We start from the raw sequence: 26,167 nt of genomic DNA, 5'->3' as shown, positions 1-26,167 counted from the left end.
GTGTTCCTTGGGCCGGAAGTTTGCCTCCAGCTTCCTTTGGATTCCACCTCGCGGTGGACACCCTTGCTCTTGGCTAGTGGTTGGTAACTACAAACCCCCACAGTGGACTTTCACCACCTAGTTAATCGCCATGCGTGGCACACTAAAAAAAGCCGCGCACGAGGCGCGGCTTGCGGTTTAAACGATATTACTCGCCGGCAGAAGCCGGAGCAGAAAATGGATGACTATTCACGAATTCAAGCATATTGTACAGCATAACTGCCGCTTCGGCGCGGGTTACGCTGCCTTTAGGATTGAATTTGCCGTTGTCGTCAAGCGTAGTGATGTTCCAGGCCAAAGCCCTCTGCACTGCGCCTTGGTAAACCGGATTCAAGTCTGCTTCATCGGCGATGTCTTTTGGCACGAGATTCACCATCGGCAGGTTGGCCCATTTCTCAACCACCTGCACCAGATAAGCCGTATACTGCTCACGGGTCATCGACTGGGAAGGAACAACGGTGCTGTCGATCTCCAGGCCTTTATTCGAAGCATCAAGGAAAGCCTGCGCATACCAGGCGGTATCCACCACGTTGATGAATATGCCTTTCTCTGCGGCTTCCGCCGATTGAGCGGCCGCGATCACCGACAGACCGTTAGCGATCATTTGCACCGCTTCGGCATTGGTCAGGCTGGCGTCCGGACGGAATTCGTCATGGCCCGTTCCTTTAAGCAGGCCTTTTTCCTGAAGGGAAAGGATTTTGTCCTGGCCATTTACGCCGTTTAGGTCGCTGAAGCCTGCATCAGCAGCAAACACTTGGCTACCAAGGGATATGGTCAAGCAAAGGGCTGTGAAACCAGCCGCAAATTTACGTTTCTTCGATTTTGCCGATTGTATAGATTTTACCATAGCGAGACACCTCTTCTGTTTAGTTTATTGGTATTATTTACTTCTATCTATTCAGACAGAGATAGTCTTCAAAAGGTTGCAAAATCAATTTCAAAAATTTGCAGCGCCCTTTACAGCGGGTTAAAGCGCCTGTTTAATCACCTTCTTATAATGCTGAACGGACAAAATGCCAAAGATCGAATAAAGCACGGTATAAAGCGCCATGACGATCAGCATCGGGGTCCAGACCTCGGTGCCGAACAGGAACCATCCGGACTGGACGGCAAAATAGCTGTGGCAAAGGCCCACGACAAGCGGAATGCCGAAGTTGAACACCTGCTTCACCCTTATGCCCTTCTGCAGATCTCCGCGTGTAAACCCGAGCTTGCGCAAAATGGTATAGCTGTCCTTCTCCTCTTCACTTTCTCCGGTCTGTTTGAAATACAGAATGCAGCCCGAGGTAATGAGAAAGGTCAAGCCGAGGAAGCCAACGATAAACATGACGAGGCCCATGCTCAACTTCTGCCGCTCTACCAGTTCCTGCCTCGAAAGCGGATCCCCCTTCATCTGATCATAGAGATTGTGGTAAATCTCGTTGGCCTGGTCCAGTTTGGCAGGATCGGTAATTTTGACCCCCGTGTAATGAAAGACATCTTCACTACTGGCCTTCAGCCGTTCAAACAAAACTTCATCCACAACCAGCGTAGGCATCGTGCCGTACGAATACTGCGAAGAAATGATGTGCTCGGAACGCAAACCCAGATACCTTAGCGGAACGTCCGTGCCGCCGGAAAGCAGCTTAATATCGCCTGAATCCTTAAGCGGCAAAAATTTCTGAAGCAGATCATTCCCCCCGGTGAAGACCGCTTCATCCGCAGCCAGATCCAGCTTTTCAACCGATTGATCCCCGATCACGGCCAGGCCGATGGTTTCACCGCCGCTCGAAATCAGCGCGCTTGCGCCGCCGTCCTGAATTTGACTGAGATCGGCAGGAACGTGGATCACGTCTACCTTTTTCGTCGAGAAACCGATCCCTTGTTCAGTCAAAGCCCTGTCGAGCATGTCGGCATCTTCGTTTTGGGTAATTGCAAAATCAAGCGGTACCGAATCGGCGGCCGATTTCTCCGCGGAATAATACGAAATATAAGACAACGACAGTAGCCCGATCGCCAGCGCCGAAACGGTTGTAATAATCGTCAGCATCAGCGCGCTTGATTTCATGCGGAACATGATCGACGACAGGGAGAGCACATCCGTAATGTCCAGATAACCGCCCTTGCTCTTGCGGATCGATTTAAAAATAAAGCTGACAGACCCCTTATAAAACAAATAAGTGCCGATAATGACGGCTGCCAAGATGAACAGCATTGCTCCAAACAGTTGAAACATCGAGACGAAATCCCCTCCGAACAGCTTGGAGGAGACATAATATCCTGCAAGAATAAAACCGATGCCAAGCAGTCCCATTACGATTTCCCAGAAGGACAGCTTGCTTACCTTGGTCTCGGTCGAAGAACGGACCCTGAACAGCGACAAAATGCTCTGCCGTAGAATAAACGTGTAGTTCATCAGCATAATCAGAAGGTAGATGCCGCAGAAGACAAGCAGGGTCTGTCCCAAAGCCTGACTGGAAAAGTTCATCGCCGCTTCCGTTTCTATCCCGATAATTTTGAACAAAATCATCAGCATCAGTCGGGAGAACGAGAAGCCGACCAGAATGCCCACAACCAGCGAACCGAAGTACAGCATGAGATTCTCGGCGCTGAGAATGCGGAAGATCCGCTGCTTCGTCAGACCGATCAATTGAAACAAACCGATCTCCTTGCTGCGGCGTTTGATAAAAATACTGTTCGCGTACAGCAGAAAAATCGCCACGATTGCCACCAACAGCACGGAGGCGGCACCCAGGGCTGCTCCCCCTTTGATGGAACCTTTCGTTTCGTCCATAGACGGGTCATACTGCAGGGTGACGAAAGAGAAATACAGCGCCGAGCTGAAAATGAGCGCAAATACGTAGAGATAATAGTTTTTGAGATTTTTGCGCAGATTGCGCCAGATCAGATGATTAATATTCATGCTGCACCCCGCCCAGCACGCCCTGCGTTTTCATAATATCCTGGAAGAACACCTGCCGGTCCTGAGCCCCGCGGTTCAGCTGGGTATAAACTTGTCCGTCCTTGATAAAAATCACCCGGCTGCAGTAGCTTGCGGCTACCGGATCATGCGTAACCATAACGATCGTCGACCGGCGGCTGCGGTTCAGCTCGCTCAGCTTGTTCAGCAGGTCGGAGGCTGATTTCGAATCCAAGGCGCCTGTCGGCTCATCGGCAAAAATAATGCTCGGCTCATGGATAAACGCCCGGGCCGCCGAGGTGCGCTGCTTCTGTCCGCCCGAAATTTCGTTCGGGTATTTGTCCGCCAGCTCCAAAATGCCAAGCTCTGCGGCAACGGACTTAAACCGTTCGCTCGCTTCCTTTTTTGGCGTCTTCGAAATCGAGAGCGGCAGCAGGATATTTTCTTTGACTGTCAGCGTATCCAGCAGGTTGTAGTCCTGAAAGATAAAACCGAGATGCCGCTTGCGGAATTCGGCCAGCTGCTTCTCCTTCATGTTCGTCATCTCCGCTTCGTTAATGCGGATCGAGCCGTGACTCAGCTTGTCGATGGACGACAGCACATTCAGCAAAGTGGTTTTGCCGGAACCCGACGGTCCCATAATGCTGACGAATTCCCCTTCTTCGATCGTTATATCGATTCCCTTCAGCACTTCCTGGCTGTTCAGCTTGCTGCCGTAGATTTTATGGATCTTGCGAGCTTCCAATATACTCATAGTAATACCCCTCTGTTTTTCATTTTTTGGGCCCAATCGGCCTTGATCTGTACCCAGTATATAAAAAGAGTCGGGGTTCAGGCGTTTGATTCGCCTAACAAAACAAGATAAGCATGTGACAATAACGTCACATGCTTATCATATCCACAAATTCATTCCTGCTCGGAAAAACAAGGATCATCCTTGTTCCTCGGCCCGGCGCGGAATCCGCTTGAAGGCGGATTGACAAGGCCTCGGCCGCACGTCGCGACAGGTAAAGCCCCATCCCGGTCGACGCCTGGTCCCCGTGCCGGGTCGTCGAGGTAAACCCTTTGTCGAAGATGCGGGGAAGATCCTGGGCTTCGATCCCGCGTCCCTCATCCTGCACCTCCGCCACGACCTGGCCGCCTTGCAGCCGGCTCACGATTGTAATGTCGTTGTTGTCGCTGTATTTAATCGCATTGGTCAGCAGCTGGCGGAAGATGAAGGACAGCCATTTCGCATCGCTGTAGACCTCGGGAGCTTCCAAACGAAGCTCAATCCCGACCCCTTTCTGCATGCACCAGGACTGCAGGGACCTGATTTCCGGGACAAGCAGCGACTTTAAGTCAAGCTTCTCGATATACAGGTCATTTTCAAGAAAGGAGATCCGCTTGCTGTGCAGCTGCTGATCGAGCAGCAGATGGACGCGCAGCCATTCATAGGTCAGATTGGACTTCTCCTTCGAGTCCTCCATCCGCTCAATCATGAGGTGCATGGCGGTCAGCGGCGTCTTCACCTCATGAATCCAGGCCAGCAGATCGTCCTTCTCGCTCTCCAGCAGAATCTGATTGCGGGAAGCGGTCTGGCGCAGCCACTCCGTCTGCTGCGTGATGCTCTCGTCAACCATCCGCTCGAACGGACTTTCAGGCTCCTGGATGCCTTGTTTGTCCAGGCTGGTGTTCCACTCCTGCAGACTCCGGTAGAAGCGGGTTTCCTTGACATATCTGTACACAAGGAACATGAGCAGGAGCAGCACGGACAGAAACACGATATAAGCCACCGGCCAGAAAGGAATGGCCGCATCGACATAAGCCACAAACAGGATGAGGACCTGCTGGAGCACAATAAACCATATCCAGGCCAAGCGCTCGCGCAGGAACTTACCGATCATGGGACAGCCTCTTCCACAGCCATGTAACCGAGGCCGACCTTGGTTTCAATCTGCTGATCCAGCCCGATCTCCTCCAGTTTCTTTCGCAGCCGGTTCAAATTGACGGTTAGCGTATTATCGCTGACGAACCGTTCATCCTCCCATAGGCTGCGAATCAGGTGCTCCCGGCTGACCACCTTGTTTTTATGTTCGATCAGCTGCTTCAGGATCAGAATCTCATTCCGGGTCAGCTCAATGACGCCGATTTCATTTGTGACGGTATTTTTCTCGTAATCCACCGCCGCGCCGCACCAGGTTTTAAACGTTGCAGCCGTATCGCTGCTGTAGTTGTAGACCCTGCGCAAGGTGGCCTGAATCTTGGCCACCAGCACCTCGAAATGGAACGGCTTCTGGACGTAGTCGTCCGCCCCAAGCTGCATAGCCATAACCATGTCCGTTGGATGATCCCGCGAGGACAGGAAGATGATCGGCACATTGGAATGGGCCCGGATCATCCGGCACCAATGAAAGCCGTCAAATTTGGGCAGCTGGATATCGATCAGCACAAGATCCGGCTTCATTGCCGTATATTCCTCCAGCACCTGGCTGAAATCGTTTATTCCGCGGACTTCATAAGACCACTGGGTCAGCCGCTCCTTGACCTCCTGGAATAAGGTTTGATCGTCTTCAATCAATAAGATTCTAAACAAACAACCACCTGCCATCTATATTGAGCATCCTGTTCGGCCGGTTACCTAGTTAGCCTAGCTAACTGAATTTCCGCCTGCTTTAAGCCCAGTTTCCGGCGCGGAACACGGCTTCCACGCTGCCGTCCTCCAGCTCGCCGTCAATTTCCAGCTGCGCGGAGCCGATCATGAAATCGACATGCGTGAGGCTGACGTTGCCGCCCTTCGCCTGCAGCTCCTCCTTGCTCAGCTTGGTGCCGCCTTCGATATTGACCGGATAGCAGCTGCCCAAAGCGAAATGGCAGGAAGCATTTTCATCAATGCCGGTGTTGTAGAATATGCGGTTCATCTCGGAAATCGGCGACAGATGGGGTACCAGCGCCACCTCGCCCAGATAAGACGCGCCTTCATCGGTCTCCAGCAGGGAAGTGAGATGCTCGCGTCCGGACTCCGCATCATAGTCCACTACCTTGCCGTCCTTGAACGTCAGTTTGATGCCTTCTACCAGCCGGCCGTTCAGGTTCAGCGGCATCGTGCTGACAACCGTGCCGTTCACGCCGGTGCGCTTGGGCATCGTATAAATTTCTTCAGTTGGCATATTGGCCACAAAATAAGTGCCGGATTCGGCGTGATCGCCGCCGCCAAGCCAAAGATGGCCTTCAGGCAGCTCGACCCGCAGATCGGTGCCCGGCGCGCGGTAGTGCAGCGCTTTGTAACGTTTCGTGTTCATGCGGTTCTGCGTTTCTTTAAGCGCAGCGATATGTTCTTTCCAGGCCTGGATCGGATCGTTGTCCGCCTGCACCCGGTTCATCTTGAATACGGCCTCCCACATCGCAGGCACCCGTTCCTCTTCCGGAAGGTCAGCAAAGACTTTATTGGCCCAGTCGCGGGTCGGGGCTTTGATCAGAGACCAGACAACCTTGTTGCTGCGCACGTAAGATTGATATTTCTCGCGCACTACCGCGGCGGCTTTTACTTGTTTCGCCACCTTGGACGAATCTATACCTTTGAACAGCTCCGGATTCGGAACCTTGATATGTAGGACGGCCCCGCCGCTTTCAGCCAGCTGCTCCATCGTGTCCGCCTGCCATTTCGGATAATAGCCAAACGATTCGTCAGGCGCTTTCTCATAGCGGATGCGTGTCACCTGCTCGTCCTCCCAATCCACCTGGACGAATTTCGCTCCGGCTTCATAAGCTTTAGCAACGATCAAACGCGTAAAATCCACCGTTTCCAGCGGCGCGTTCACCAGCAGAATTTGTCCGGGCTGAATGTTGACGCCAACCTTGACAACCAGCTCTGCATATTTGTTCAGCATAACTTCAAAATCTTTCATGTTGCAGTCCTCCACTTTTCATTAGCCAGCTATTTGAGCAGCTTGTTTTTGTTCTATATTAACATGAGATGGGCACAAGCGGACCGGCATTGCCTAACAGCCGGCTCGCCGCCCCTTGTCTGACTCCGGTTCAGAGCTTGATCGCCTTGAGCTTTAAGTCAGATCATCCATCTCCAGAATAATCGGGCAGTGATCGCTGCCCAGAATGGCCGTGTCGATCTTGGCATCGCGCAGCAGCGGCAGCAGCCTCTCCGAGGCCAGGAAATAATCGATGCGCCAGCCGATGTTCCGTTCCCTGACCTTCATCATATAGGACCACCAGCTGTAAACGTCTGTGGCGTCCGGGTAGAAATGACGGAACGTGTCCACGAATCCCGATTCGAGCAGCTCGGTCATTTTGGCCCGCTCCTCATCTGTGAAACCGGAATTGCCGCGGTTGGACGCCGCATTTTTCAGATCAATCTCCTGGTGGGCCACATTCAGATCGCCGCAGACGATAACCGGCTTCCTGCTGTCCAGGTCCTGCAGATACTGCCGGAACCGATCCTCCCATTCCAGCCTGTAAGTCAGGCGAGACAGATCTCTTTTTGCGTTTGGCGTATAGACATTCACGAGATAAAAAGATTCGAATTCCAGCGTAATGGTGCGCCCCTCGGCCTCTGAATCCTCCTCCAGGCCGTACCAGACGGACAAAGGTTTGATCCGGGTAAATACTGCGGTGCCTGAATAACCTTTCTTCACTGCATAATTCCAATACTGCTCATATTCTTCCCCATGCTCCATCGTAATTTGCCCGGCCTGGAGTTTGGTCTCCTGCACGCAGAAAATATCGGCGTCCACGCGGTTGAAATAATCCTGAAACCCTTTGCTCACAGCGGCCCTCAAACCATTAACGTTCCATGATACCAGTCTCATTTCTGCTGACTCTCCTTACAATCTCCCAAGTATCGTTTCTTTATATAATCCTTAAGGGAATAATAGGTTTATGAATTCCGTTTAAGTGTAACATAACCGGTAAACTATGATAAATTGAAGATATTAGGTTATCGGGAGGAAGATCGACGATCCATGAGCCATTCATCTTTGCTTAAAGGCTTTAACTTTTTTTATTTCGCGCTGCTGGCGATTTTTATTCCGTTCTTGCCGGTATATCTGGATGACCAGGGGCTGAACCCGTCCCAGATCGGTGTTATCATCGGCACGGGAGGCGTCATTACGATTATCGCCCAGCCGCTGTGGGGCATGATCAGCGACCGGACCAAAACGATCCGCAAGGTGCTCATCGTCCTGCTGATTTTATCCGCCCTGACCGGATTCGGCCTGTATGCTTCAAGCTCCTACAGCCTGCTGGTCGGGCTGGCCATGCTGACTTATTTCGTGCTGATGCCGATCGACCCGCTGACGGAGAGCCTGAACTTCCGGGTTTCGGAGGCGGCTGGCACCAGCTACGGCTCTATCCGCACGTTCGGCGCGCTTGGATACGGCGTCATGGCACTGCTGTCCGGCTATTTTATGACTTATCTCGGCGCCCACAGCCTCGCTTATCTGTTCGCCGGCCTGGCCCTCGTCAGCCTGGTGCTCACCATCAGCATGCCCGACGCTCCGGTGGCAGGCAAGCCGGTAACGCTGAAGAGCCTTAAAGCCTTCCTCGGCAGCAAGGAGACGCTGCTGTTTCTGCTGCTGGTGTTTATCAGCTCGGTTCCAGCCCGTATGAATGACACGTTCCTCGGCGTTTATATCAAAGAGCTCGGCGGCAGCTCCAGCCTTGTCGGACAAGCCTGGTTCCTTGCCGCAGGCTCGGAAATCGCCGTGTTTGCCCTCAGCTTCTGGTGGCTGCGCCCCGGCCGCGAGCTGATTACCATTTCGATTGCCGGCGCGTTTTATTTCGTCCGGTTCTTCGTCAGCGCCTGGGTGACCGATCCGCATTGGCTGGCGTACATCCAGCTCCTGCAGCTGCTGACCTTCCCGGTCTTCTATTCGTCGGCGATTCAGTATTTGTACCGGATCGTGCCGGCCGAATGGCGGGCGACCGGACAGACGGTTTTGGCCCTGCTGTTCTTTGGCGTATCGGGCATCATAGCTTCTTATGCGGGCGGAGCTTTATATGAAGCCGCCGGCGGTCAGCTGCTGTTCCTGCTGATCTCCGCCTTGTCTTTGGCCGGCATGGTGTTCGGCTGGATTCTCTATGCCGTTTACGGCAGGAGAGCAAGATTTTTGAAAGAATCTTGAAAGGCACTGGTTATGAAAGGTTAATTGTTGCTAAAATAGGAAGCGTACGCCCTACATACGCCTTAACGCTGAAATCTCGTATAAAGGAAATTACGGATAAAGAAAGGAACTTAAACTGATGATTATTAAACCAAGAACACGCGGCTTTATCTGCACCACTTCACATCCGGTCGGTTGTGCGGCGCAGGTCCAGCAGCAAATCGATTATGTAAAATCCCAGCCCGCTGTTAAAGGGCCCCGCAATGTGCTCGTCATCGGCGCTTCTACCGGCTACGGCCTGTCAGCGCGGATCGTGGCCGCATTCGGCTCCGGCGCCAACACGGTTGGCGTTTACCGTCCAAGCAAAAGCACCCAAACCCGCACAGCGTCTGCTGGCTGGTACAACTCTGCAGCCTTTGAGAAAGCAGCCGAAGAAGCAGGACTGAAATCGTTCAGCGTAACCGGCGATGCTTTTGACGCTGACACGAAGAAGCGCACGGCTGAGCTGATCAAACGTGAGCTTGGACAAGTGGACATGGTCATCTACAGCGTGGCTACTGCGCGCAAAACAGACCCGGCAACAGGCGAAGTATTTAATTCCGTGCTGAAGCCGATCGGACAAACCTACACCAACAAAACGGTTGATTTCCATAACGGCACGGTGACCGATATTTCGATTGAGCCGGCAACCGAAGAAGAAATCAAAGCCACCGTTGAAGTCATGGGCGGCAATGACTGGCAGGACTGGATGCAGATGCTCGAAGAAGCGGGCGTGCTGGCTGACGGCGTTATTACGCTGGCCTATTCTTACCTCGGTCCTGCGCTTACCCAGCCGATTTACCGTGACGGCTCCATCGGTCAAGCCAAAGATCATTTGGAGGCTACCGCCCGCCGGATGAACGATCAGCTTGCCGCAAAACAGGGACATGCTTATGTCGTGGTCGGCAAAGCGCTTGTGACGCAATCCTCCTCCGCCATCCCGATTGTGCCGCTGTACATTTCGGCGCTTTACAAGGTGATGAAGGAGAAAGGTATTCACGAAGGTACGATTGAGCAAATGTACCGTCTATTTGCGGAGCGTTTGTATACCGAAGGCGATGTGCCTGTCGATGAACTAAACCGCATCCGTATTGACGATTGGGAAATGCGCGAAGATGTGCAGCAGGAAGTGGCTGACATCTGGAACAGCGTGGACAGCGAGAACATCTGGAAGCTGACCGATCTGGAAGGCTACCGCAGAGAGTTCTTCCAGTTGTTCGGCTTTGAGACCGAAGGCGTGGATTACGAAGCGGACGTGAACCCGGAGATTGAAGTTCCGCACCAAAACTAATAATAGGCTGCTGGCCTTGTCAGCGGCAGCACAAAAAGCGGTTTTTCCTCAGAGAAGGAAAAACCGCTTTTTGTGTTATATCCGTATGGTGGCCGGCTGCAGCGATTTGCGAAATATTGGCTAGAATCGAATGCTCTATCAAACGAAAGCTCTTAATCTGTTAAATAGTGCCCGGCTTCTGTACCGAAGGCCCCGCCGAACCCGGAACGGCAAATCCAGCCGTCTCTCCTTCTGCTTTGCACAAAGAAGCACATTCCCGGAACGCGAATTGACGGCAGCCTTTGCAGGTCGGCCGGTCCACTCTGGACAAGGCGAAGTCGAGCGCTTCGCCGGTATGTTCAAAGCAGTGGCGGTCGCCAAGCCGCGCATAACCACCCGTTTTCGTCAGCATTTCCTTCGGCTGGCGGTTTAGTCCCGCCACCAGCACGGTTGTGCCTTTATCCTGCAGCTTTCGCACCAGCTCTGTGAACTGAGCTTCCCCCGTCGTGTCCATAAACGGCACCCGGCTCATCCGCAGAATGACGCAGCCCAGCGGGTGTTTGGCCAGTTCGCTGCCTTCCTCCTCAAAAGCTGTGGCTGCGCCGAAGAACAGCGCCCCATTGACGCTGAAGATCGCGATCTGCGGACAATCATGGTGGCGGTCTGGCTGCAGCGCTTGCATTTTGCGTTCGCCGTGCGCCGCGTCTGGCAGCGCTTTATGCATGACAAGCGAACGGCTCATCCCCCAAATAAACAAAACGGCCGCCAGCAGCAGCCCGGCTTCCACCGCTGTCGTCAAGGTGGTGAATACGGTAAGAAAGAAGGTTACCAGCAAAATAACCGAATCGCCGGTGCGGGTCTTCAGCATTTTGACAAATGCTTTGCGTTCGCTCATATTCCAGGCCACCATCATCAATACAGGCGCCATGCTCGCCAAAGGGATGTTGGAGGCATAGGGTGCAAACAACGCAACAATCAGCAGCACCACAATCCCGTGCACAATCCCAGAAAGCGGGGATGCCGCTGCGCTGCGGATATTGGTTGCCGTCCGGGCAATGGCGCCCGTGGCGGGAATCCCGCCAAAGAAAGGCGTAACTATATTAGCGATACCCTGCCCAAGCAGCTCGCGGTTGCTGTTATGGCGTGTACCGCTCATACCGTCTGCGACAACGGCTGACAGCAGCGATTCGATGCTGCCCAGCATCGCGATGATCAGCGCCGGCTCCAGCAGCCGCAGCAGATGAGACGCTGATAAATCCAGCCCGTGAATCACCGGCAGTCCGCCGGGAATTGTACCGTATGCCGAACCGATGGTTGCCACTTGACCGGGATAAAGCCAAAGCGCAGCCGCGGTCGACAGCAGCAGCCCCACCATGGACGCCGGCAGCTTAGGCAGCAGCTTCGGAGTGATCAACAGAGCCGCCAGACAAATCGCGGCGGTGAGCACGCTGTACAAATTCCAGGTGGGAAGCCGGTCCCAGAGCTCCCGCATGCTCCCGAGGAAATATTCATGCCGCTTGACGCCGGTAAGCCCCAGGAAATTCCCGATTTGTCCCGAGAAAATCGTCACGGCGATCCCCGCCGTAAATCCAATCGTCACGGGTTTGGGGATATAGCGGATCAGGAATCCCAGCCGCAGCACCCCCATCAGCAGCAGAATAACGCCGCCCATAAAACCGGCGATCAACAGATCCTGATACCCGTATTGCATCACGATGCCAAGCAGCACCGGAATAAAGGCACCTGTAGGACCGCCGATCTGAAACTTCGAACCTCCAAACAAAGAAATAAGAATACCCGCTACAATTGTCGTATACAGCCCATATTCCGGTTTGACGCCCGAGGCGATGGCAAAGGCCATGCCCAGCGGAATCGCGACAATGCCGACAATGCCCCCTGCGATCAGATCCCTTCTAAACGCTTCCCCGGTGTAATGCTGATAACGTCCACTCCACTTCATCTTTCTACCTTCTTTTCTCTATGGGTTCTGCTGCATTTCTTCCAATACCGAAATGGTTTCAACCAGGTGGTTGTTAAAAATTTGCTTCGCCACGGCCAGCAGATCACGGATCAGCGGGTCGCGGAGCGAATAAGTGACGGTGGTGCCGGATTTGACGGTGTTTACCAGATTTTTGGCGCGCAGTACCGCTAATTGCTGGGATACTGCAGAACCTTCAAGACCTACGATCGATTGAATTTCATTGACGTTGCGTTCTCCTTCGCACAACACCTCCAGAATCCGTATCCGAAGCGGATGAGCCAAAGCTTTAAAAAATTCCGCCTTGAAGCGGGGAATCTGCATATCCATTCAAGCCCACCCTTTCTGTTCTGTTATCTTCAAATATTTGAAGATTTACAAAAACAGATTATGCAGACAACTGTGAAATTTTGCTATGACATTTGTCACACATGTGCCACTTTTTTAGCCATTCTAAATAAGGGGCCCCTCCCTAATGATAAGTTGACTTCCGCTTTGCAAAACGTTATATTAGCACTAAGTATTAGTATCTGGTACTAACCAAAGGAGGTTTTTGGGAAATGAATAGACAAGACGGGAACTTCACATATACAACAACCGCAAGGATTACAGCGATCGGCTCCTATTTGCCGGAGAGGAAGCTGACGAACGCCGATCTGGAGAACATGGTGGAGACGTCGGACGAATGGATTGTCCAGCGTACAGGGATTCGCGAACGGCGGATCGCCGCTCAAGGGGAATTTACAAGCGATATGTGTTTTGCTGCGGTTCGCAGCATGGTGGAGGAGTACCGAGTAGAGCTTAAAGACGTGGATTATATTATTGTAGCAACCACAACGCCGGATACCTTTTTCCCGCAGATGGCGGCGCGTGTGCAGGCCGAATTCGGCATTGGCGGCAGCGGAGCCGTTGACGTGCAGGCGGCCTGCGCGGGTTTCGTAGCGGCGCTTCAGCTCGCCGGCGGACTGATCGCTACGGGGATGCACCGTAAGATACTCGTCATCGGCGCTGAAGCTTTGTCCAAGATCACCGACTATACAGACCGGACGACCTGCATCCTGTTCGGGGACGGGGCTGGCGCCGTGCTGGTCGAAGCCGGATCGGCGGATGAACCGGCATCCTGGCTAAGCACTATTGCTCTGACAGATGGCGAAGAAGGCCATCATTTGTACCGCTCCAGCCTCGCGCCGAATATCGGCGAGATGGCAGTTGAGCAGAACGGCTTTATCGTGCAAAACGGCCGGGCTGTCTATCGCTGGGCGATCAGCCGGGTGCCGGAGGGCATCGAACAGTTTTTAGCTCAAACCGGCATCGCCGCTCAGGATCTGGATTGGTTTGTGCCACACAATCCGAACATTCGGATTCTGGAAGCGGTCAGCGAACGGACCGGCATCCCGCTGGAGAAGACGCTAAGTACACTTGCTTATACCGGCAATACATCCGCCGCTTCTATCCCGATTGCCCTGCATCAGGCTGTCCGCGACGGACGGATTCGCTCTGGTCAATTGCTGATGCTGTACGGCTTTGGCGGCGGCTTGTCCCAGGCCGGACTGCTGCTGCGCTGGGCCTTGTAGACAGCCAGCTCAGCCAGCAAAGACCTGAAGAACGGCTCCGATCAGGAGACCTTTCTTCAGGTCTTTTTTTCACCAGAAAGCGGTACAGCCATCCAAGCCCCCGCCCTTTCAACTTCATACACTGATTACATAGCCCGAAACTCTTTAGAAAGGTGTTGGACACATGCCACCGATTGTAACGGTCGTCATTCCTTTTTATAATGATCCGTATATTGACCATGCGATCTCCAGCGTTCTGGCGCAAACTTATGAAGCCATTGAAGTCATTGTCGTGGACGACGGTTCTACGGAATACCAATACAAAATCGACCCTTACCGCTCGAGAATTGTCTATCTGGGCAAAGCCAACGGCGGTACGGCCAGCGCCCTTAACCACGGTATGACCCGCGCAAGCGGCAAATATGTGGTCTGGCTCAGCTCGGATGACGCCTTCTATCCGGATAAAATTGCGAACCAGGTCGCTTTTATGGAAAGTCACCATCTTCAGTTCAGCTTCACCGATTATCACACGATTAATGAATACGGCAGCATTGTGCAGCCTAACAGCCAATTCGCATTCCCGAGTGAAAAAGCGCTCGTTTCGGCCATGCTGAGCTATTGTCCAATCAACGGCTGCACGGTTATGATGCTGCGCAACCTGATTGAAGCGGTCGGCTGGTTTAATCCCGATCTGCCTTATACGCATGACTACGATCTCTGGGCCAGAATTGCGATCAACGGGGTGCACATGGGGTATTTGAATCAGCCGTTAACCCTATACCGCCGTCATTCCGGCATGGGAACCGTACGTCATATAGACCGGATTACACCGGAATTTGAGATGATGAGAGCTTATTATGAGCCGATGCTGCGGCAGCGGCTGGCAGGTATGCCGGGCTGAACGCCGATCGGGATGGCGCTGCCTTCTATATTGGAGATGGAGAGGACGGTCTTCCGTCTTCTTTTTTTTCTATTTAATGATTATGAAAAAGGGTCATGTAAATGGTTATCGGCAGGCCCCATTCTTGAGCAGGGTTGCATTTCTCTGCCGGTTCTATTATAACTGACAATGTGATGAATACTTGCTGCCGGATACGTACACAGGCGCAAGCAACCTTAAGGAGGCTATAACATGATTCGTTTCGGCATCATTGGAACCAACTGGATTACCGACCGGTTCATTGAAGCCGCGACTGAAGCCGAAGGTTTTGTCCTGTCGGCCGTCTATTCGCGGACTTCTGAGAAAGCGCAAGCTTTTGCCGAGAAACACAACATTCCGAATACTTACACGGATCTGAATACGATGCTGGAAAGCGATACGATAGACGCTGTATATATTGCCAGTCCCAATTCTCTCCATGCGAGCCAGGCCATCGAAGCGATGAATCGCGGCAAACATGTGCTCTGCGAGAAACCGGCCGCTTCAAATGCACGCGAGGTCAAAGCTGTGATTGAAGCGGCTAAAGCGAACAACGTTGTTTTTATGGAAGCCCTGAAAACAACTCTGCTGCCGAACTTCCGGACCATTCGCGACAATCTGAACAAGATCGGTCCGATCCGCCGTTATATCGCCAACTTCTGTCAATATTCCTCCCGGTACGATGCTTACAAGGAGGGCGAAATCCTGAATGCCTTTAAACCGGAATTCTCTAACGGAGCGTTAATGGATCTGGGGATCTACGGCATCTATCCGATGGTGACGCTGTTTGGCAAGCCATCTACCGTCAAAGCGACCGGATATATGCTGGAATCAGGTGTAGACGGCGAAGGCACCCTGATTGCCTCTTATCCGGAGATGGATGCGGTTGTCATGTATTCCAAAATTACCGACTCCGCCCTCCCCTCCGAAATCCAGGGTGAGCTTGGCTCAATCGTGATCGACAAACTGAGCGAACCTCACCATGTCGTGATCCGTTACCGGGACGGCCATGAGGAGGATATTTCGATCCCTACCGCTTTGCCTACGATGACCTATGAGACGGTTGAGTTTATGAAAATGATCCGCCAGGGCTCCATCGAATCCACCGTCAACAGCCACGAACGGACTTTAATCTCGGCTGAAATTATGGATGAAGCCCGCAGGCAGCTTGGGCTCGTCTATCCGGCGGACCAAACGGGCATGTATTAAGTCAAAGCAGGTTCTTAGTCCTGCAGTGGAACTTTTGAAGTTTTTTAAAAAAGTCGTGGTCTTCTTTTTACGAAGATCGCGATTTTTTTAATTGATTTCTATTCAAATTTGAATATAATGATGAAGTATTCAAATTTGAATAAAGAAAAAGGAGTTTAATCATGATTCAAAGCAATCCAAGAAGTCTCCGGTTTATCGTGGCCGGTTTGCTGCTGGGCATTTTGATGGCGGCAATGGACAACACGATCGTAACTACCGCAATGGGAACCATTGTATCCGACCTGGGCGGTATGGAACAATTTGTATGGGTAACCTCCGCTTATATGGTAGCCGTAATGGCCGGTACCCCGATCTTCGGTAAATTATCCGACATGTATGGACGCAAACGTTTCTACGTCTTTGGCATCGTCGTTTTTCTGCTCGGTTCGATTCTGTGCGGCCTTGCCACCAGCATTACGCAGCTCAGCTTGTTCCGGGTCATTCAAGGTATTGGAGGCGGCGCTTTGATGCCGATCGCCTTCACGATTATTTTTGACATCTTCCCGCCTAAATCCCGTGGTAAAGCTACAGGCCTGTTCGGCGCGGTATTCGGATTGTCCAGCATTGTAGGCCCGCTTCTGGGGGCATTTATTACAGATCACCTGGGCTGGAACTGGGTGTTTTACATCAACGTTCCCGTCGGAATCGTATCCTTTATCCTGATTATGGGCTTCTACAAAGAGTCTCCATCCCATATGAAGCAGAAGATTGATTGGTTCGGCGCGATTACGCTGGTGGGAGCCATCGTCTGCCTGATGTTCGGGCTTGAGCTGGGCGGCGACACTTATGCCTGGAATTCGGCGCAAATTATCGGTTTGTTCGCCGGATTTGCCGCCTTGCTGATCGCGTTCCTGCTGATCGAACGGAAGGCTTCCGAGCCGATTATTTCTTTCGAAATGTTCAAGGTCCGGCTGTTTGCGGCCAGCAACGCCGTTGCTCTTTTTTATGGAGCCGTGTTTATTGTCGCAACGGTTTATATTCCAATCTTCGTGCAGGGAGTTTACGGCGGTTCGGCCACCAACTCCGGACTGATCCTGATGCCGATGATGATCGGCTCGGTCATCGGTGCGCAATCCGGCGGCCTGTTGTCCACCCGCCTTTCGTTCCGGAATATCATGCTGATTTCGATCGTCTTTTTTATTGCCGGCATGATTCTGCTTGGCACCCTGAATTCGGATTCCTCGCGGGCTTTATTGACCGTTTATAGCATTATCACCGGTATCGGAGTTGGTTTCTCCTTCTCCACCCTGAACCTTGCCAGCATTCATCATTTCGAAATGCGCCAGCGCGGTTCGGCTACGTCCACGATTACGTTCATGCGTTCTCTGGGCATGACAGTGGGCATTACGATCTTCGGGATTATCCAGCGCAATCTGCTCACCGGTCAAATGAAAGAAGCTTTTGCCGGCAGCGGACAGGATGCCGCTTCCTTCGGCAATCCGCAGAACGCCTTGACACCGGAGAACCGCAAGCTGATTCCTGAAGCTGTGCTGAGCAAAATCTCGGACGCCATGGCTACCTCCATTGCCCATACATTTTTATGGTCGCTTATTGCAGTGGCATTGGCCGCTCTGTTTATCATGCTTATGCCGAAAGACCGGGTTCAAGTGGATAAAAAAGCCTCGGCTGGCAAGCCGGCAGCCCACGTCTCAGGAGAATAGACTATGCCGATCAAACTGGCTATTCTAGGACTGCTGATGGAGAAAAACATGCATCCCTACGAAATCCGCACGATCATGAAAGACCGGGCGCTGGATCAGAACACCAAAATTCAGATCGGCTCCCTCTATTACGCTGTAGAGCAGTTAGCCAAACAGGCGTATATCGAAGCGGTAGAAGTCATTAAAAGCGATAACCGCCCGGACAAAACCGTCTATCAGATTACGGATAAAGGCAAAGCTTATTTTGAAAAGCTGCTGCTCAGCATGCTGGAGGAAATCGAGCCGGTTCATACGCCGATCAAGATGGCGCTTGCTTTCGCCTGGAAAGGCGATCAGGCTAAAATGGCGGACGTGCTGAAGAAAAGGGTTGTTGAAGCGGAGCATCAGGTCAATTACCTGTATGAGGTTTACCAGGAGCATATCGGCGTAGCTCCCCGCAGTGTACTGCATCTTATGGCCGGCAATTATGAGCATGCCAAAACCGAGCTGAAATGGCTGAAGCGGCTGTATCAGGACGCCCATGAGGGGCGTCTGGCCGAAATTGCCCCGGTCTCGATTCTGGAAGACGAGGAATAACCTCGGAGGCTGCAGGCCTGCCCAGCACAAATCTTCCCTCTTTGGAGAAAAAACGAACAGCCATTGCCGCGTCCGCGGCAATGGCTGTTTATTGTTTATAGGAATCTTTTATACCGTTACCGTTGCAGGCTCCGGCATTGCCTTGATCGGCTTGTATTCGCACGGCCATACAGCGCTGTGTATAGCTGCTTCCACATCCAGCGGGACATCCCCGGCCACCCCTTCCGCGATGGCCTGATTGGCCACGGCTGCCGCTACCGCCAGGGAGACGGCCCGAAGGTCGCCCACACGCGGAAGCAGCACGCGCTCCGCTTGCTGCGCCACAAACGCTGCTATAGCGTCAGCCGCTGCACTGAACATGCCCGGCGTCAGACGTTTGGCCTTCACCACAATTGCCCCGAGTCCAAGACCCGGGAAAACTAAAGCATTATTGGATTGGGCGATTTCGTAATGGACGCCGTTCAGCTCAGCTGACTCGAACGGGCTGCCCGTAGCGATTAAGGCCCGCCCTTCGGTCCAGGCGAGAAGATCTGCCGGCACCGCTTCGGCCAGAGCCGTCGGATTGGACATCGGCAGGATCACCGGCCGCTCCACATACCGGGCCATTTCCCGCACGATGAATTCCGAGAAAGCCCCGGCCACGCCCGAAGTGCCGATCAGAATCGTCGGCTTTACCTGCCGGACAACCTCAAGCAGCGGAATGACCCCGGCTTCATTCCGGTTCCATTCCCGGCATTCCGCATCCGGACGCACGTAAGGCAGCTGATAATCCAGCACCTTCTCGGTGCCCTCCGTCAGCAGCCCCCGCTGATCGTAAGCCCAGAAGCGTCTCAGCGCCTCCGCTCGGGTTAAGCCCTGCTGCTGCATGGCGGCGCAAAGCTGATCGGCAATGCCGATGCCTGCCGAGCCGGGTCCAAAGATCAGCACACGCTGCCCGGTCAGCGGCGTATTCGTCAGCCGGCAGGCCGACTGGACGGCGGCCAGGGCAACGGCGCCTGTCCCCTGGATGTCGTCGTTGAAGGTGAGCAGGCTGCCGGCATATTTGTTCAAAATCTGCCGGGCATTTACGCTGCCCAGGTCCTCCCAGTGCAGCAGCACATCCGGGAAGGTCTGCACAGCTGCCTGGATAAACCGGTCGATAAACTGTTCGTACCTGTCCCCGCGCACGCGGGTGTGGCGGCTGCCCATGTATAAAGGATCTTCGAGCAGCTTGGCATTATCTGTGCCGACGTCAAGCACAACGGCAAGCACCCGGCTTGGATCTATGCCTGCAGCCGCTGTGTATACGGCCAGTTTGCCTATGGAAATGTTGATTCCCCCGATGCCCCAGTCTCCTATGCCCAAGATGCTTTCCGAATCCGTTGCGACGATCAAATCTATTTCTCCTGCGGAATCGCACACGTTCTGAAAAGCCCTTTCGATCCCTTCCGGTTCATTTATGGACAAATAGACGCCGTCCGGCCGGTGGTATTCATGACTGTAGACCTGGATCGCCTGCCCTACGGTTGGCGTATACACAATCGGCAGCATCTCGCTTAGATGCTCGCTCAGCAGGCGGTAAAACAAAACGACATTCCGGTGAAATAAATCGTTTAAGGCAATATTTTTATGTAAAAAATCCGGCTGGTTTTGAAGCTGTTCGTACACTCGCTTGACCTGCTCCTCAATCGTCATCACCACAGGCGGCAGCAGGCCGGTAAGCCCCAGCTCCCTGCGCTCTTCCAGCGTGAAGGCAACCCCTTTGTTCAGCATAGGGCAGGCGAGCAGGTCTTTGCCTCTTAAAGTTGTTTCAATCGTGTTTCCATGTTCGGTGGGTCTAAACGGCCGCATGTCGATCTCCTCTTTCTCCATCCTTGTTCTTTTATCAGTTTGTTCTGCTTCGATTTCCTTGCGGCCCGCCTGTGTTCAAACCACGCAAAAAGCCGCCCAGCGGTTTCATTGTAACCGGAGACGGCTTTCTCAGAACATAATAAAGTTAACATTGCCTATTAACCTTGCAGGGCTGACAGCTTTAACGGCGTTCCGCCTGCTTCAGCTTTTCATTTAAGATATCCGCGAAATTTACATTTTTCTCACGCGGTTCCTCTTTTTTGAAAGGTGTGGTACTCGGGGACTTAAAGAATTGGTGATTGTAGGGCATTGAGGCATGCACACTTAGATTCACTTTGCTTTTTCCTCCCTTTGTAGTTTTATAAAAAATAATTTGTCAGTCATTACCCCGCCTCATCACAGACCAAACTCTTTTGCCAAAAAACAGGAAATAAGGGCTAAAATACGCTGAAGCTGGCCCTATCTTCCCGCACAAGCCAAGACCTATGTCCTGAATTCTGGTACACTTGGAGTCAGCAACCGGATTTCTTAAACGGAGGATACACCTATGGAGAACAAACTATTGCTTGAGGCCTTTGGCTCGGGGCAAATAACCGATCAGCAGATGGACAATGTTATGGAAACCTTGGCGAACGGCCTTCTGCTGTATGACGAGGGCTCGTCCATTACGGCCGATGATTTCTTGTCCCGGCTTGAATTTAGGCCTGCAGGCGCCCAGCTTGCTGCGGCCAAAGAGTTTTTTGCACTTGCCGTGCAGCTGTGCCGGAGATTCCGGGACGAACAAAGTTATGAAACCCTGCAGGACTGCCTCAGTCTGCAATTGGATTTGTGGAGGGCCGACCTACTGGATCTGAAGGATTGGCTCGCTTGGCTGGAGCAAGCTGTAGACGGCCAAATGGCTTTGCCTGACTATGATTTCCCGGCGCTGCTGCAGCAGCCGCATCTGCCGGACGGATTTATGATTCAGGACTTTCACGATCTGCTGCTTGGCATGCTGGAAGCCCAGCCCGGACAGCCTTGGGCGGTTCAGCAGCGCAATCAATTGTATGAGCGGCTTGGAGTGGGTAGGCAATAAAAAGAAGAGGCTCTCACGCTTGTGTATGAGCTGGTCCGGCATCAAAAATACCACGCCGCAAGGTTTGCGCAGCTGAAGTTTATGAGAACCAAACCCATATTTATTGGGTGTGGGTGGGAGTGGAAGCTGAAGCTTGATGGAGCGCCAAACGGGATAGCAATTTTTTATTCACGCCCACTTAATTTCATTTTAATAGAAACTACTTCAATTCTAAATTTCAATCACCATAAATCCGATGTTTTTTCTATTTTTATTCCCTCTTTTTAGGTTAAATTGCGCCGTTTCCACCCATTTTTATCTTTTTGGTCGATAGTTAATTTCAAGTTGACAAAAAGATGCTATAATAAGGAGCAAATCAAACAGCTTGGAGAGGACTTCGATGAAATTAAGAATCCGTCATTCCAAAATGATTCAACAAGGTCTTGCCCGGCTTTCCCTTCTATGGGGATTATTCTGGGTTTTCTTTAAAATCGGCCCCTCCACCTTTGGTGGCGGATATGCCATGATGACTGTGATTGAACACGAAATTGCCGGCAAACGCAAATGGATGGAAGAACATGAAGTGCACGATATGATGTCTATTGCCGGGTCTGCTCCGGGAGGCGTCGGCGTTAATGCATCGGCTTTCATCGGTTACCGGCTGGCCAAAATTCCAGGTGCGGTTGCAGCGGTGCTCGGCATCACCCTCCCCACCTTCCTCATCCTGTATGCGCTCAGTTTCTTCTATACCCAGCTGCAGCACGTGCCGAAGGTCCAGGCCGCCTTTAAAGGCATCAACGGCGCCGTGATCGGACTAATTGCCGTAGCCGCTTATAAAATGGGCAAAAATGCGTTATTCGACCGAACTACCCTTGTTATAGGTGCCGCCTCGCTGGGCCTGCTGCTGCTAACGGGCTGGAACCCGATCTTCCTGATTATGGCCGGCCTTGTACTGGGGATTGCCGTTGTGAGGGTGAAGAAATGGTTTGGCCTGCAAGTCGTTACAGAGAAAGAACATCAGGAAGGACAGAACAGCACCGGCAACACCGGCGTCATCGAGTACTATATTTAGATCGAATATTTACATTTAGAAGGTGGAACTTTTGTTCATTTGGCAGCTTTTCTGGGCATTCCTCAAAATCGGTTTTTTGTCCTTCGGCGGCGGCTACGCGGTCCTGTCCATGATTCAATATGAAACCCATAGCAATGGATGGATGTCGGATGCAGAGTTCCGCGAGACGGTCTCCTTGTCTGGCATGTCGCCCGGTTCGATTGCCACCAACAGCGCCACTTTAATCGGTTATCATGCTGCGGGCCTGCCCGGAGCCATTGCAGCCACTTCCGGCATCATCCTGCCATCCTTGATCGTCGTAATCCTGATTGCCGCCTTTTTTTTCAAAATCCATACAAACTTTTGGGTAAAATCTTCCTTCTACGGCCTACGCCCGATTATAACGGGACTTATTCTTTATGCAGCCATCCACTTCGCTTTCCCCAGCCGAAACGGTTCCATTTTGGACTGGACGACACTCGGCACCTTGCTGATCGGGGCGGCGACTTTTATTGCTGTGGTCAAATATAAGGTGCATCCGTTAGCAATCATTTTGCTTTCGGCCTGTGCCGGGATTGTTATATTCTAATCACAGAAGCAAACCCCGCCGGGATTCCCGGCGGGGTTTAATCATCTGCTGCTCGTATTTGCTTCCCTTACTCCGTTACGATGCCATGCACCAGCACCGGCGCTTCGGCATGATCTGCCACGCGGATGCATTCGTAAATTTTGGCTTTAACCGCCTCTACATCTTCCGTGTTCGCGTGGATCGTAACCAGCGATTCGCCGGCTTTAACCGCATCCCCGATCTTCTTGTTCAGCATGAGGCCTACAGCCAGGTCGATTTCCGATTCCTTCGTCGCGCGGCCCGCGCCCAGCCACATGGCGGCTGTGCCTATCCCGTCGGCGATAATCTCAGCTACAACGCCGTCTTCCTGGGCCGGCACTTCGATTTTGTAAGCGGCCTTCGGCAGCTTCTCCGGATCGTCGACAACGGAAGGATCTCCGCCCTGGTTGGCGATAAACTGCTTGAACTTCTCCAGCGCGGCACCGCTGCGGATAGCTTCGCGCAGCTTCTCCTCCGCTTCCTCCAGCGAAGCGGCTTTGCCCGCCAAATAAACCATTTGGCGCCCCAAAGCCAGGCACAGCTCCTCGAGATCCTCGGGACCTTGCCCTTTCAAGGCGTCGATCGCCTCCTGCACTTCAAGCGCATTGCCGATTGCCCGGCCAAGCGGCTGGCTCATGTCGGAGATCACCGCCATCGTCTTGCGGCCGACATTGTTGCCGATCCGCACCATGGCCTGCGCCAGCTCAGCGGCATCCTCCGCCGTTTTCATGAAAGCGCCGGAGCCGGTTTTGACGTCCAGCACGATGGCATCGGAGCCTGCGGCAATCTTTTTGCTCATAATAGAACTTGCGATCAGCGGAATGGAGTTAACGGTTGCAGTGACGTCCCGCAGCGCGTACAGCTTCTTGTCTGCCGGGGTCAAGTTGCCGGTTTGGCCGACGACGGCAATTTTGAACCGGTTGACAAGATCGGCGAATTCATCCGTCGTAATCTCTGTATGGAAACCCGGAATGGATTCCAACTTGTCGATCGTTCCTCCGGTATGGCCCAGACCCCGGCCGGACATTTTCGCCACCGGGATATCCAGAGCTGCCACAAGCGGAGCCAACACCAAAGTTGTCGTATCGCCTACACCGCCCGTGGAATGTTTGTCCACCTTCACGCCTTCGATGGCGGACAGGTCGATCACATCGCCGGAATGCACCATGGCCATCGTCAAATCGGCGCGTTCGCGTTCGTTCATATCCTGGAAAAAGATCGCCATCGCCAAAGCGCTGACCTGATAATCCGGAATCTCCCCGCGGGTATAACCTTGAATAATATAATTAATTTCTTCGGTCAGCAGCTCGCCGCCGTCGCGTTTCTTTTCGATCAAATCTACCATTCTCATGGCTTTAGTCCCCGCTTTCTTTAAATCCTACAAATGAACAGCCGTATCCAGCGCCACTTCCATCATTTCTTTAAAGGTGGTCTGGCGTTCTTCGGAGGTCGTTTCTTCCCCGGTAAGCAGGTGGTCGCTGACCGTCAAAATGGTCAAGGCGTTTACGCCGTATTTCGCTGCCAGCGTATACAGCGCTGTTGTTTCCATTTCCACGCCAAGCACGCCGTATTTCATCAGCAGCTGGGTGACAGAGGTGTCATCGCGGTAAAACATGTCCGAGCTGAAAATGTTGCCGACATGCATGTTGAGCCCTTTCTCCACGCCGCGTTCATATGCGGATTTGAGCAGCTCAAAGCTTGCAATCGGCGCAAAATCATACCCGCCGAACACATGGCGGTTCATGCTGGAATCCGTACAGGCCGCCTGGGCCAAAATAACGTCGCGGACATGAACATGCTCCTGCATCCCGCCGCATGTGCCGACGCGGATCAGATTTTTTACACCGTATTCGCGGATCAGCTCGTTAACGTAAATAGCAATGGACGGAGTCCCCATCCCCGTTCCCTGAACGGACACTCTTTTCCCTTGGTAAGTCCCCGTAAACCCAAGCATGCCGCGGACTTCATTGTAGCAGGTCACGTCGCTCAGATAAGTTTCGGCGATAAATTTGGCGCGAAGCGGATCTCCCGGCAGCAGAATCGTCTCGGCAACATCTCCCGCTTTGGCTGCAATATGTACACTCATGATTAAAATCTCCTTTGGCTTGTAAAATAAGAATGGCCGGAATCGCGACTTCGGATACCCGGCTGCAGCCTATGACAGCATAAATAACCGCCCAAACTCGTCCGCCAGACGGGTTACGTTTGGTTTTGTTATTCTGCGCATTCATTGGCCCTTCTATTATATAGGAAGAAAATGAAAAAAAACAGGACCGCCGTCCCGGTCTAAACCGGAATTTCGGCGATCCTGCACGGCTATTTTCCAACTGACGTTATCCAAAAGCCGCCAGCCAGATTTATTATTTATCCTTCAAATCCTCGATAGAGTTGATATCCATGTAAGACGGTACAACCAGACCTGTCTTCACGCCGGTCATGTTGGCGCCCAGGTCTTCAAGCTTATCCTTGAACTGGTTCCAGTAGTCGGCATGCGTCAAAGGCAGCCATGCGGCAACCGAAGCATCAGCATCACCATTTGCTACACCGGTCCACATTGGGCCAGCTTCAACCTGCAGCGCGGTTACTTTGTAGCCCAGTTTGCTTTCCAGCACATATTTCAGCAGGTTTGTGCTGGCAATCTCGGAATCCCAAGCGACATAAGCCAGCTTCAGCGGTTTGCCGTCTACAGGCTTAAGCCCTTCGATCCAAGGAGCGATGACATCTTCATTGGCGTCCGCCCAAGCTTTGGCAGCAGCTTCCGGCTCTTGTCCTTCCTGGATGGCGGTCATAATTTCACCCATTTGTTTGTCGGTCCACTGGAAGCGGTCCAGGAATTCGTAAGCCGTCGGCTCGTCTTCTTTGAGGCCTTTGCGGGCGATCGTATGAATTTCTTCAGCTTCACCGTAAACTTTCTTTGGATCATCAAGATATTTCAAATCATATTTGGAGAACATCCAGTGTGGTGTCCAGCCGGTGATAATAATAGGGTCCTGATTCTTAATCGCTTTGTCTAACGCAGCCGTCATAGCGGCACCGGAGCCTTCAACCAGCTGCCAGTTATCCAGTCCGTAATCTTGAATGGCCTGGGCCGTTGCTTTCATGATGCCTGCGCCCGGATCGATCCCGATAATCTGATGCTTCACCTGATCGCCAATGTTAGCTGTAGTGCCGGCATTTCCTCCTTCGGCAGCGTTATTGTTCGTTCCCGAGGCGCCGTTGCGATCCGGATTACAGGCGGCAAGTCCCGCTACAAGCACAACCGAAACAGCCAGCAAACCTACACTTCTGAACTTCAGCTTCTTGAATTTCATCTTTCTTATCACTCTCTTTCCGTAAATTTGTTGATTC

At 52.6% G+C, this 26,167-nt stretch carries 23 protein-coding genes; 10 read left to right on the top strand and 13 right to left on the bottom strand.

Annotated elements, in window-relative coordinates; translation table 11 throughout:
• Positions 1 to 187: 187 nt before the first annotated feature.
• From AWM70_RS01775 to AWM70_RS01745, 7 genes are all read right to left on the bottom strand, one after another.
• Positions 188 to 886, bottom strand: a complete 699-nt coding sequence (locus tag AWM70_RS01775) for an S-layer homology domain-containing protein (protein ID WP_083180088.1) — start codon at positions 884 to 886, stop codon at positions 188 to 190.
• 120 nt (positions 887 to 1,006) lie between these two features.
• The gene (locus tag AWM70_RS01770) at positions 1,007 to 2,941 is read right to left on the bottom strand and encodes an FtsX-like permease family protein (protein ID WP_068693835.1); all 1,935 of its coding nucleotides are present in this window, start codon (positions 2,939 to 2,941) and stop codon (positions 1,007 to 1,009) included.
• The gene (locus AWM70_RS01765) at positions 2,931 to 3,692 is read right to left on the bottom strand and encodes an ABC transporter ATP-binding protein (protein WP_068693833.1); all 762 of its coding nucleotides are present in this window, start codon (positions 3,690 to 3,692) and stop codon (positions 2,931 to 2,933) included. The genes AWM70_RS01770 and AWM70_RS01765 overlap by 11 nt, the downstream gene beginning before the upstream one ends.
• 127 nt (positions 3,693 to 3,819) lie before the next feature.
• Positions 3,820 to 4,824, bottom strand: a complete 1,005-nt coding sequence (locus tag AWM70_RS01760; RefSeq protein WP_068693831.1) for a sensor histidine kinase — start codon at positions 4,822 to 4,824, stop codon at positions 3,820 to 3,822.
• On the bottom strand, positions 4,821 to 5,513 hold the full coding sequence (locus AWM70_RS01755; protein ID WP_068700265.1) for a response regulator transcription factor: 693 nt from the start codon (positions 5,511 to 5,513) through the stop codon (positions 4,821 to 4,823). The genes AWM70_RS01760 and AWM70_RS01755 overlap by 4 nt, the downstream gene beginning before the upstream one ends.
• Before the next feature lie 79 nt (positions 5,514 to 5,592).
• Positions 5,593 to 6,825, bottom strand: coding sequence for an aminopeptidase (locus AWM70_RS01750; protein WP_068693829.1), 1,233 nt, complete (start codon positions 6,823 to 6,825; stop codon positions 5,593 to 5,595).
• A 153-nt stretch (positions 6,826 to 6,978) separates the two neighbouring features.
• On the bottom strand, positions 6,979 to 7,740 hold the full coding sequence (locus tag AWM70_RS01745) for an exodeoxyribonuclease III (RefSeq protein WP_068693827.1): 762 nt from the start codon (positions 7,738 to 7,740) through the stop codon (positions 6,979 to 6,981).
• Between the two features lie 153 nt (positions 7,741 to 7,893).
• On the opposite strand from AWM70_RS01745, the gene AWM70_RS01740 reads away from it, so the two are divergent.
• Together AWM70_RS01740 and fabV are read left to right on the top strand one after the other, a co-directional pair.
• Positions 7,894 to 9,054, top strand: a complete 1,161-nt coding sequence (locus AWM70_RS01740; RefSeq protein WP_068693825.1) for an MFS transporter — start codon at positions 7,894 to 7,896, stop codon at positions 9,052 to 9,054.
• Positions 9,055 to 9,172: 118 nt separating this feature from the next.
• Positions 9,173 to 10,363 carry an enoyl-ACP reductase FabV gene (fabV, locus tag AWM70_RS01735; RefSeq protein WP_068693824.1) on the top strand — a complete coding sequence of 397 codons (1,191 nt, stop codon included), beginning with the start codon at positions 9,173 to 9,175 and terminating at the stop codon, positions 10,361 to 10,363.
• Between the two features lie 160 nt (positions 10,364 to 10,523).
• Here fabV and AWM70_RS01730 read toward each other — a convergent pair whose 3' ends face one another.
• Positions 10,524 to 12,302 carry a SulP family inorganic anion transporter gene (locus AWM70_RS01730; protein WP_068693823.1) on the bottom strand — a complete coding sequence of 593 codons (1,779 nt, stop codon included), beginning with the start codon at positions 12,300 to 12,302 and terminating at the stop codon, positions 10,524 to 10,526.
• 18 nt (positions 12,303 to 12,320) lie between these two features.
• Positions 12,321 to 12,650 carry an ArsR/SmtB family transcription factor gene (locus AWM70_RS01725; protein ID WP_068693821.1) on the bottom strand — a complete coding sequence of 110 codons (330 nt, stop codon included), beginning with the start codon at positions 12,648 to 12,650 and terminating at the stop codon, positions 12,321 to 12,323.
• Between the two features lie 230 nt (positions 12,651 to 12,880).
• Here AWM70_RS01725 and AWM70_RS01720 point away from each other — a divergent pair, with 230 nt between their 5' ends.
• The 5 genes from AWM70_RS01720 (at position 12,881) to AWM70_RS01700 (ending at position 18,277) form a co-directional block, all read left to right on the top strand.
• On the top strand, positions 12,881 to 13,894 hold the full coding sequence (locus AWM70_RS01720) for a ketoacyl-ACP synthase III (protein WP_068693819.1): 1,014 nt from the start codon (positions 12,881 to 12,883) through the stop codon (positions 13,892 to 13,894).
• A gap of 163 nt (positions 13,895 to 14,057) precedes the next feature.
• Entirely contained in the window at positions 14,058 to 14,774 is a 717-nt protein-coding gene (locus AWM70_RS01715) for a glycosyltransferase family 2 protein (RefSeq protein WP_068693818.1), read from the top strand.
• A 231-nt stretch (positions 14,775 to 15,005) separates the two neighbouring features.
• A complete protein-coding gene (locus tag AWM70_RS01710; protein ID WP_068693816.1) occupies positions 15,006 to 16,001 on the top strand; it encodes a Gfo/Idh/MocA family protein in 996 nt (331 codons plus the stop codon).
• Between the two features lie 161 nt (positions 16,002 to 16,162).
• Positions 16,163 to 17,701, top strand: a complete 1,539-nt coding sequence (locus tag AWM70_RS01705; protein WP_068693814.1) for an MDR family MFS transporter — start codon at positions 16,163 to 16,165, stop codon at positions 17,699 to 17,701.
• A gap of 3 nt (positions 17,702 to 17,704) precedes the next feature.
• Positions 17,705 to 18,277 (top strand): PadR family transcriptional regulator, encoded by a 573-nt coding sequence (locus tag AWM70_RS01700; protein ID WP_068693812.1) that lies wholly within the window; start codon positions 17,705 to 17,707, stop codon positions 18,275 to 18,277.
• Positions 18,278 to 18,385: 108 nt separating this feature from the next.
• Here the strand turns inward: AWM70_RS01700 and AWM70_RS01695 are convergent, their stop codons facing one another.
• Positions 18,386 to 20,107: an NAD-dependent malic enzyme gene (locus AWM70_RS01695; RefSeq protein WP_068700264.1), complete on the bottom strand. Its 1,722-nt coding sequence runs from the start codon at positions 20,105 to 20,107 to the stop codon at positions 18,386 to 18,388.
• A 547-nt stretch (positions 20,108 to 20,654) separates the two neighbouring features.
• Here AWM70_RS01695 and AWM70_RS01690 point away from each other — a divergent pair.
• From AWM70_RS01690 to AWM70_RS01675, 3 genes are all read left to right on the top strand, one after another.
• The gene (locus tag AWM70_RS01690; protein WP_068693810.1) at positions 20,655 to 21,182 is read left to right on the top strand and encodes a hypothetical protein; all 528 of its coding nucleotides are present in this window, start codon (positions 20,655 to 20,657) and stop codon (positions 21,180 to 21,182) included.
• 379 nt (positions 21,183 to 21,561) lie between these two features.
• Positions 21,562 to 22,233, top strand: coding sequence for a chromate transporter (locus tag AWM70_RS01680; RefSeq protein WP_237167806.1), 672 nt, complete (start codon positions 21,562 to 21,564; stop codon positions 22,231 to 22,233).
• Positions 22,234 to 22,264: 31 nt separating this feature from the next.
• Positions 22,265 to 22,801, top strand: a complete 537-nt coding sequence (locus tag AWM70_RS01675) for a chromate transporter (RefSeq protein WP_068693804.1) — start codon at positions 22,265 to 22,267, stop codon at positions 22,799 to 22,801.
• A 67-nt stretch (positions 22,802 to 22,868) separates the two neighbouring features.
• Here the strand turns inward: AWM70_RS01675 and AWM70_RS01670 are convergent, their stop codons facing one another.
• The 3 genes from AWM70_RS01670 to AWM70_RS01660 form a co-directional block, all read right to left on the bottom strand.
• Entirely contained in the window at positions 22,869 to 24,170 is a 1,302-nt protein-coding gene (locus AWM70_RS01670) for a pyrimidine-nucleoside phosphorylase (RefSeq protein ID WP_068693802.1), read from the bottom strand.
• A 27-nt stretch (positions 24,171 to 24,197) separates the two neighbouring features.
• Positions 24,198 to 24,905, bottom strand: coding sequence for a purine-nucleoside phosphorylase (gene deoD, locus AWM70_RS01665; protein ID WP_068693800.1), 708 nt, complete (start codon positions 24,903 to 24,905; stop codon positions 24,198 to 24,200).
• Positions 24,906 to 25,179: 274 nt separating this feature from the next.
• Entirely contained in the window at positions 25,180 to 26,130 is a 951-nt protein-coding gene (locus AWM70_RS01660) for a glycine betaine ABC transporter substrate-binding protein (RefSeq protein ID WP_068693798.1), read from the bottom strand.
• Positions 26,131 to 26,167 lie beyond the last annotated feature (37 nt).

This window comes from Paenibacillus yonginensis (genome assembly GCF_001685395.1).
In the GTDB taxonomy this organism is placed as follows: Bacteria; Bacillota; Bacilli; order Paenibacillales; family Paenibacillaceae; genus Fontibacillus; species Fontibacillus yonginensis.
The sequence above is the reverse complement of the archived record's forward strand: the minus strand, read 5'-3'. Positions and strand labels throughout refer to the sequence as shown.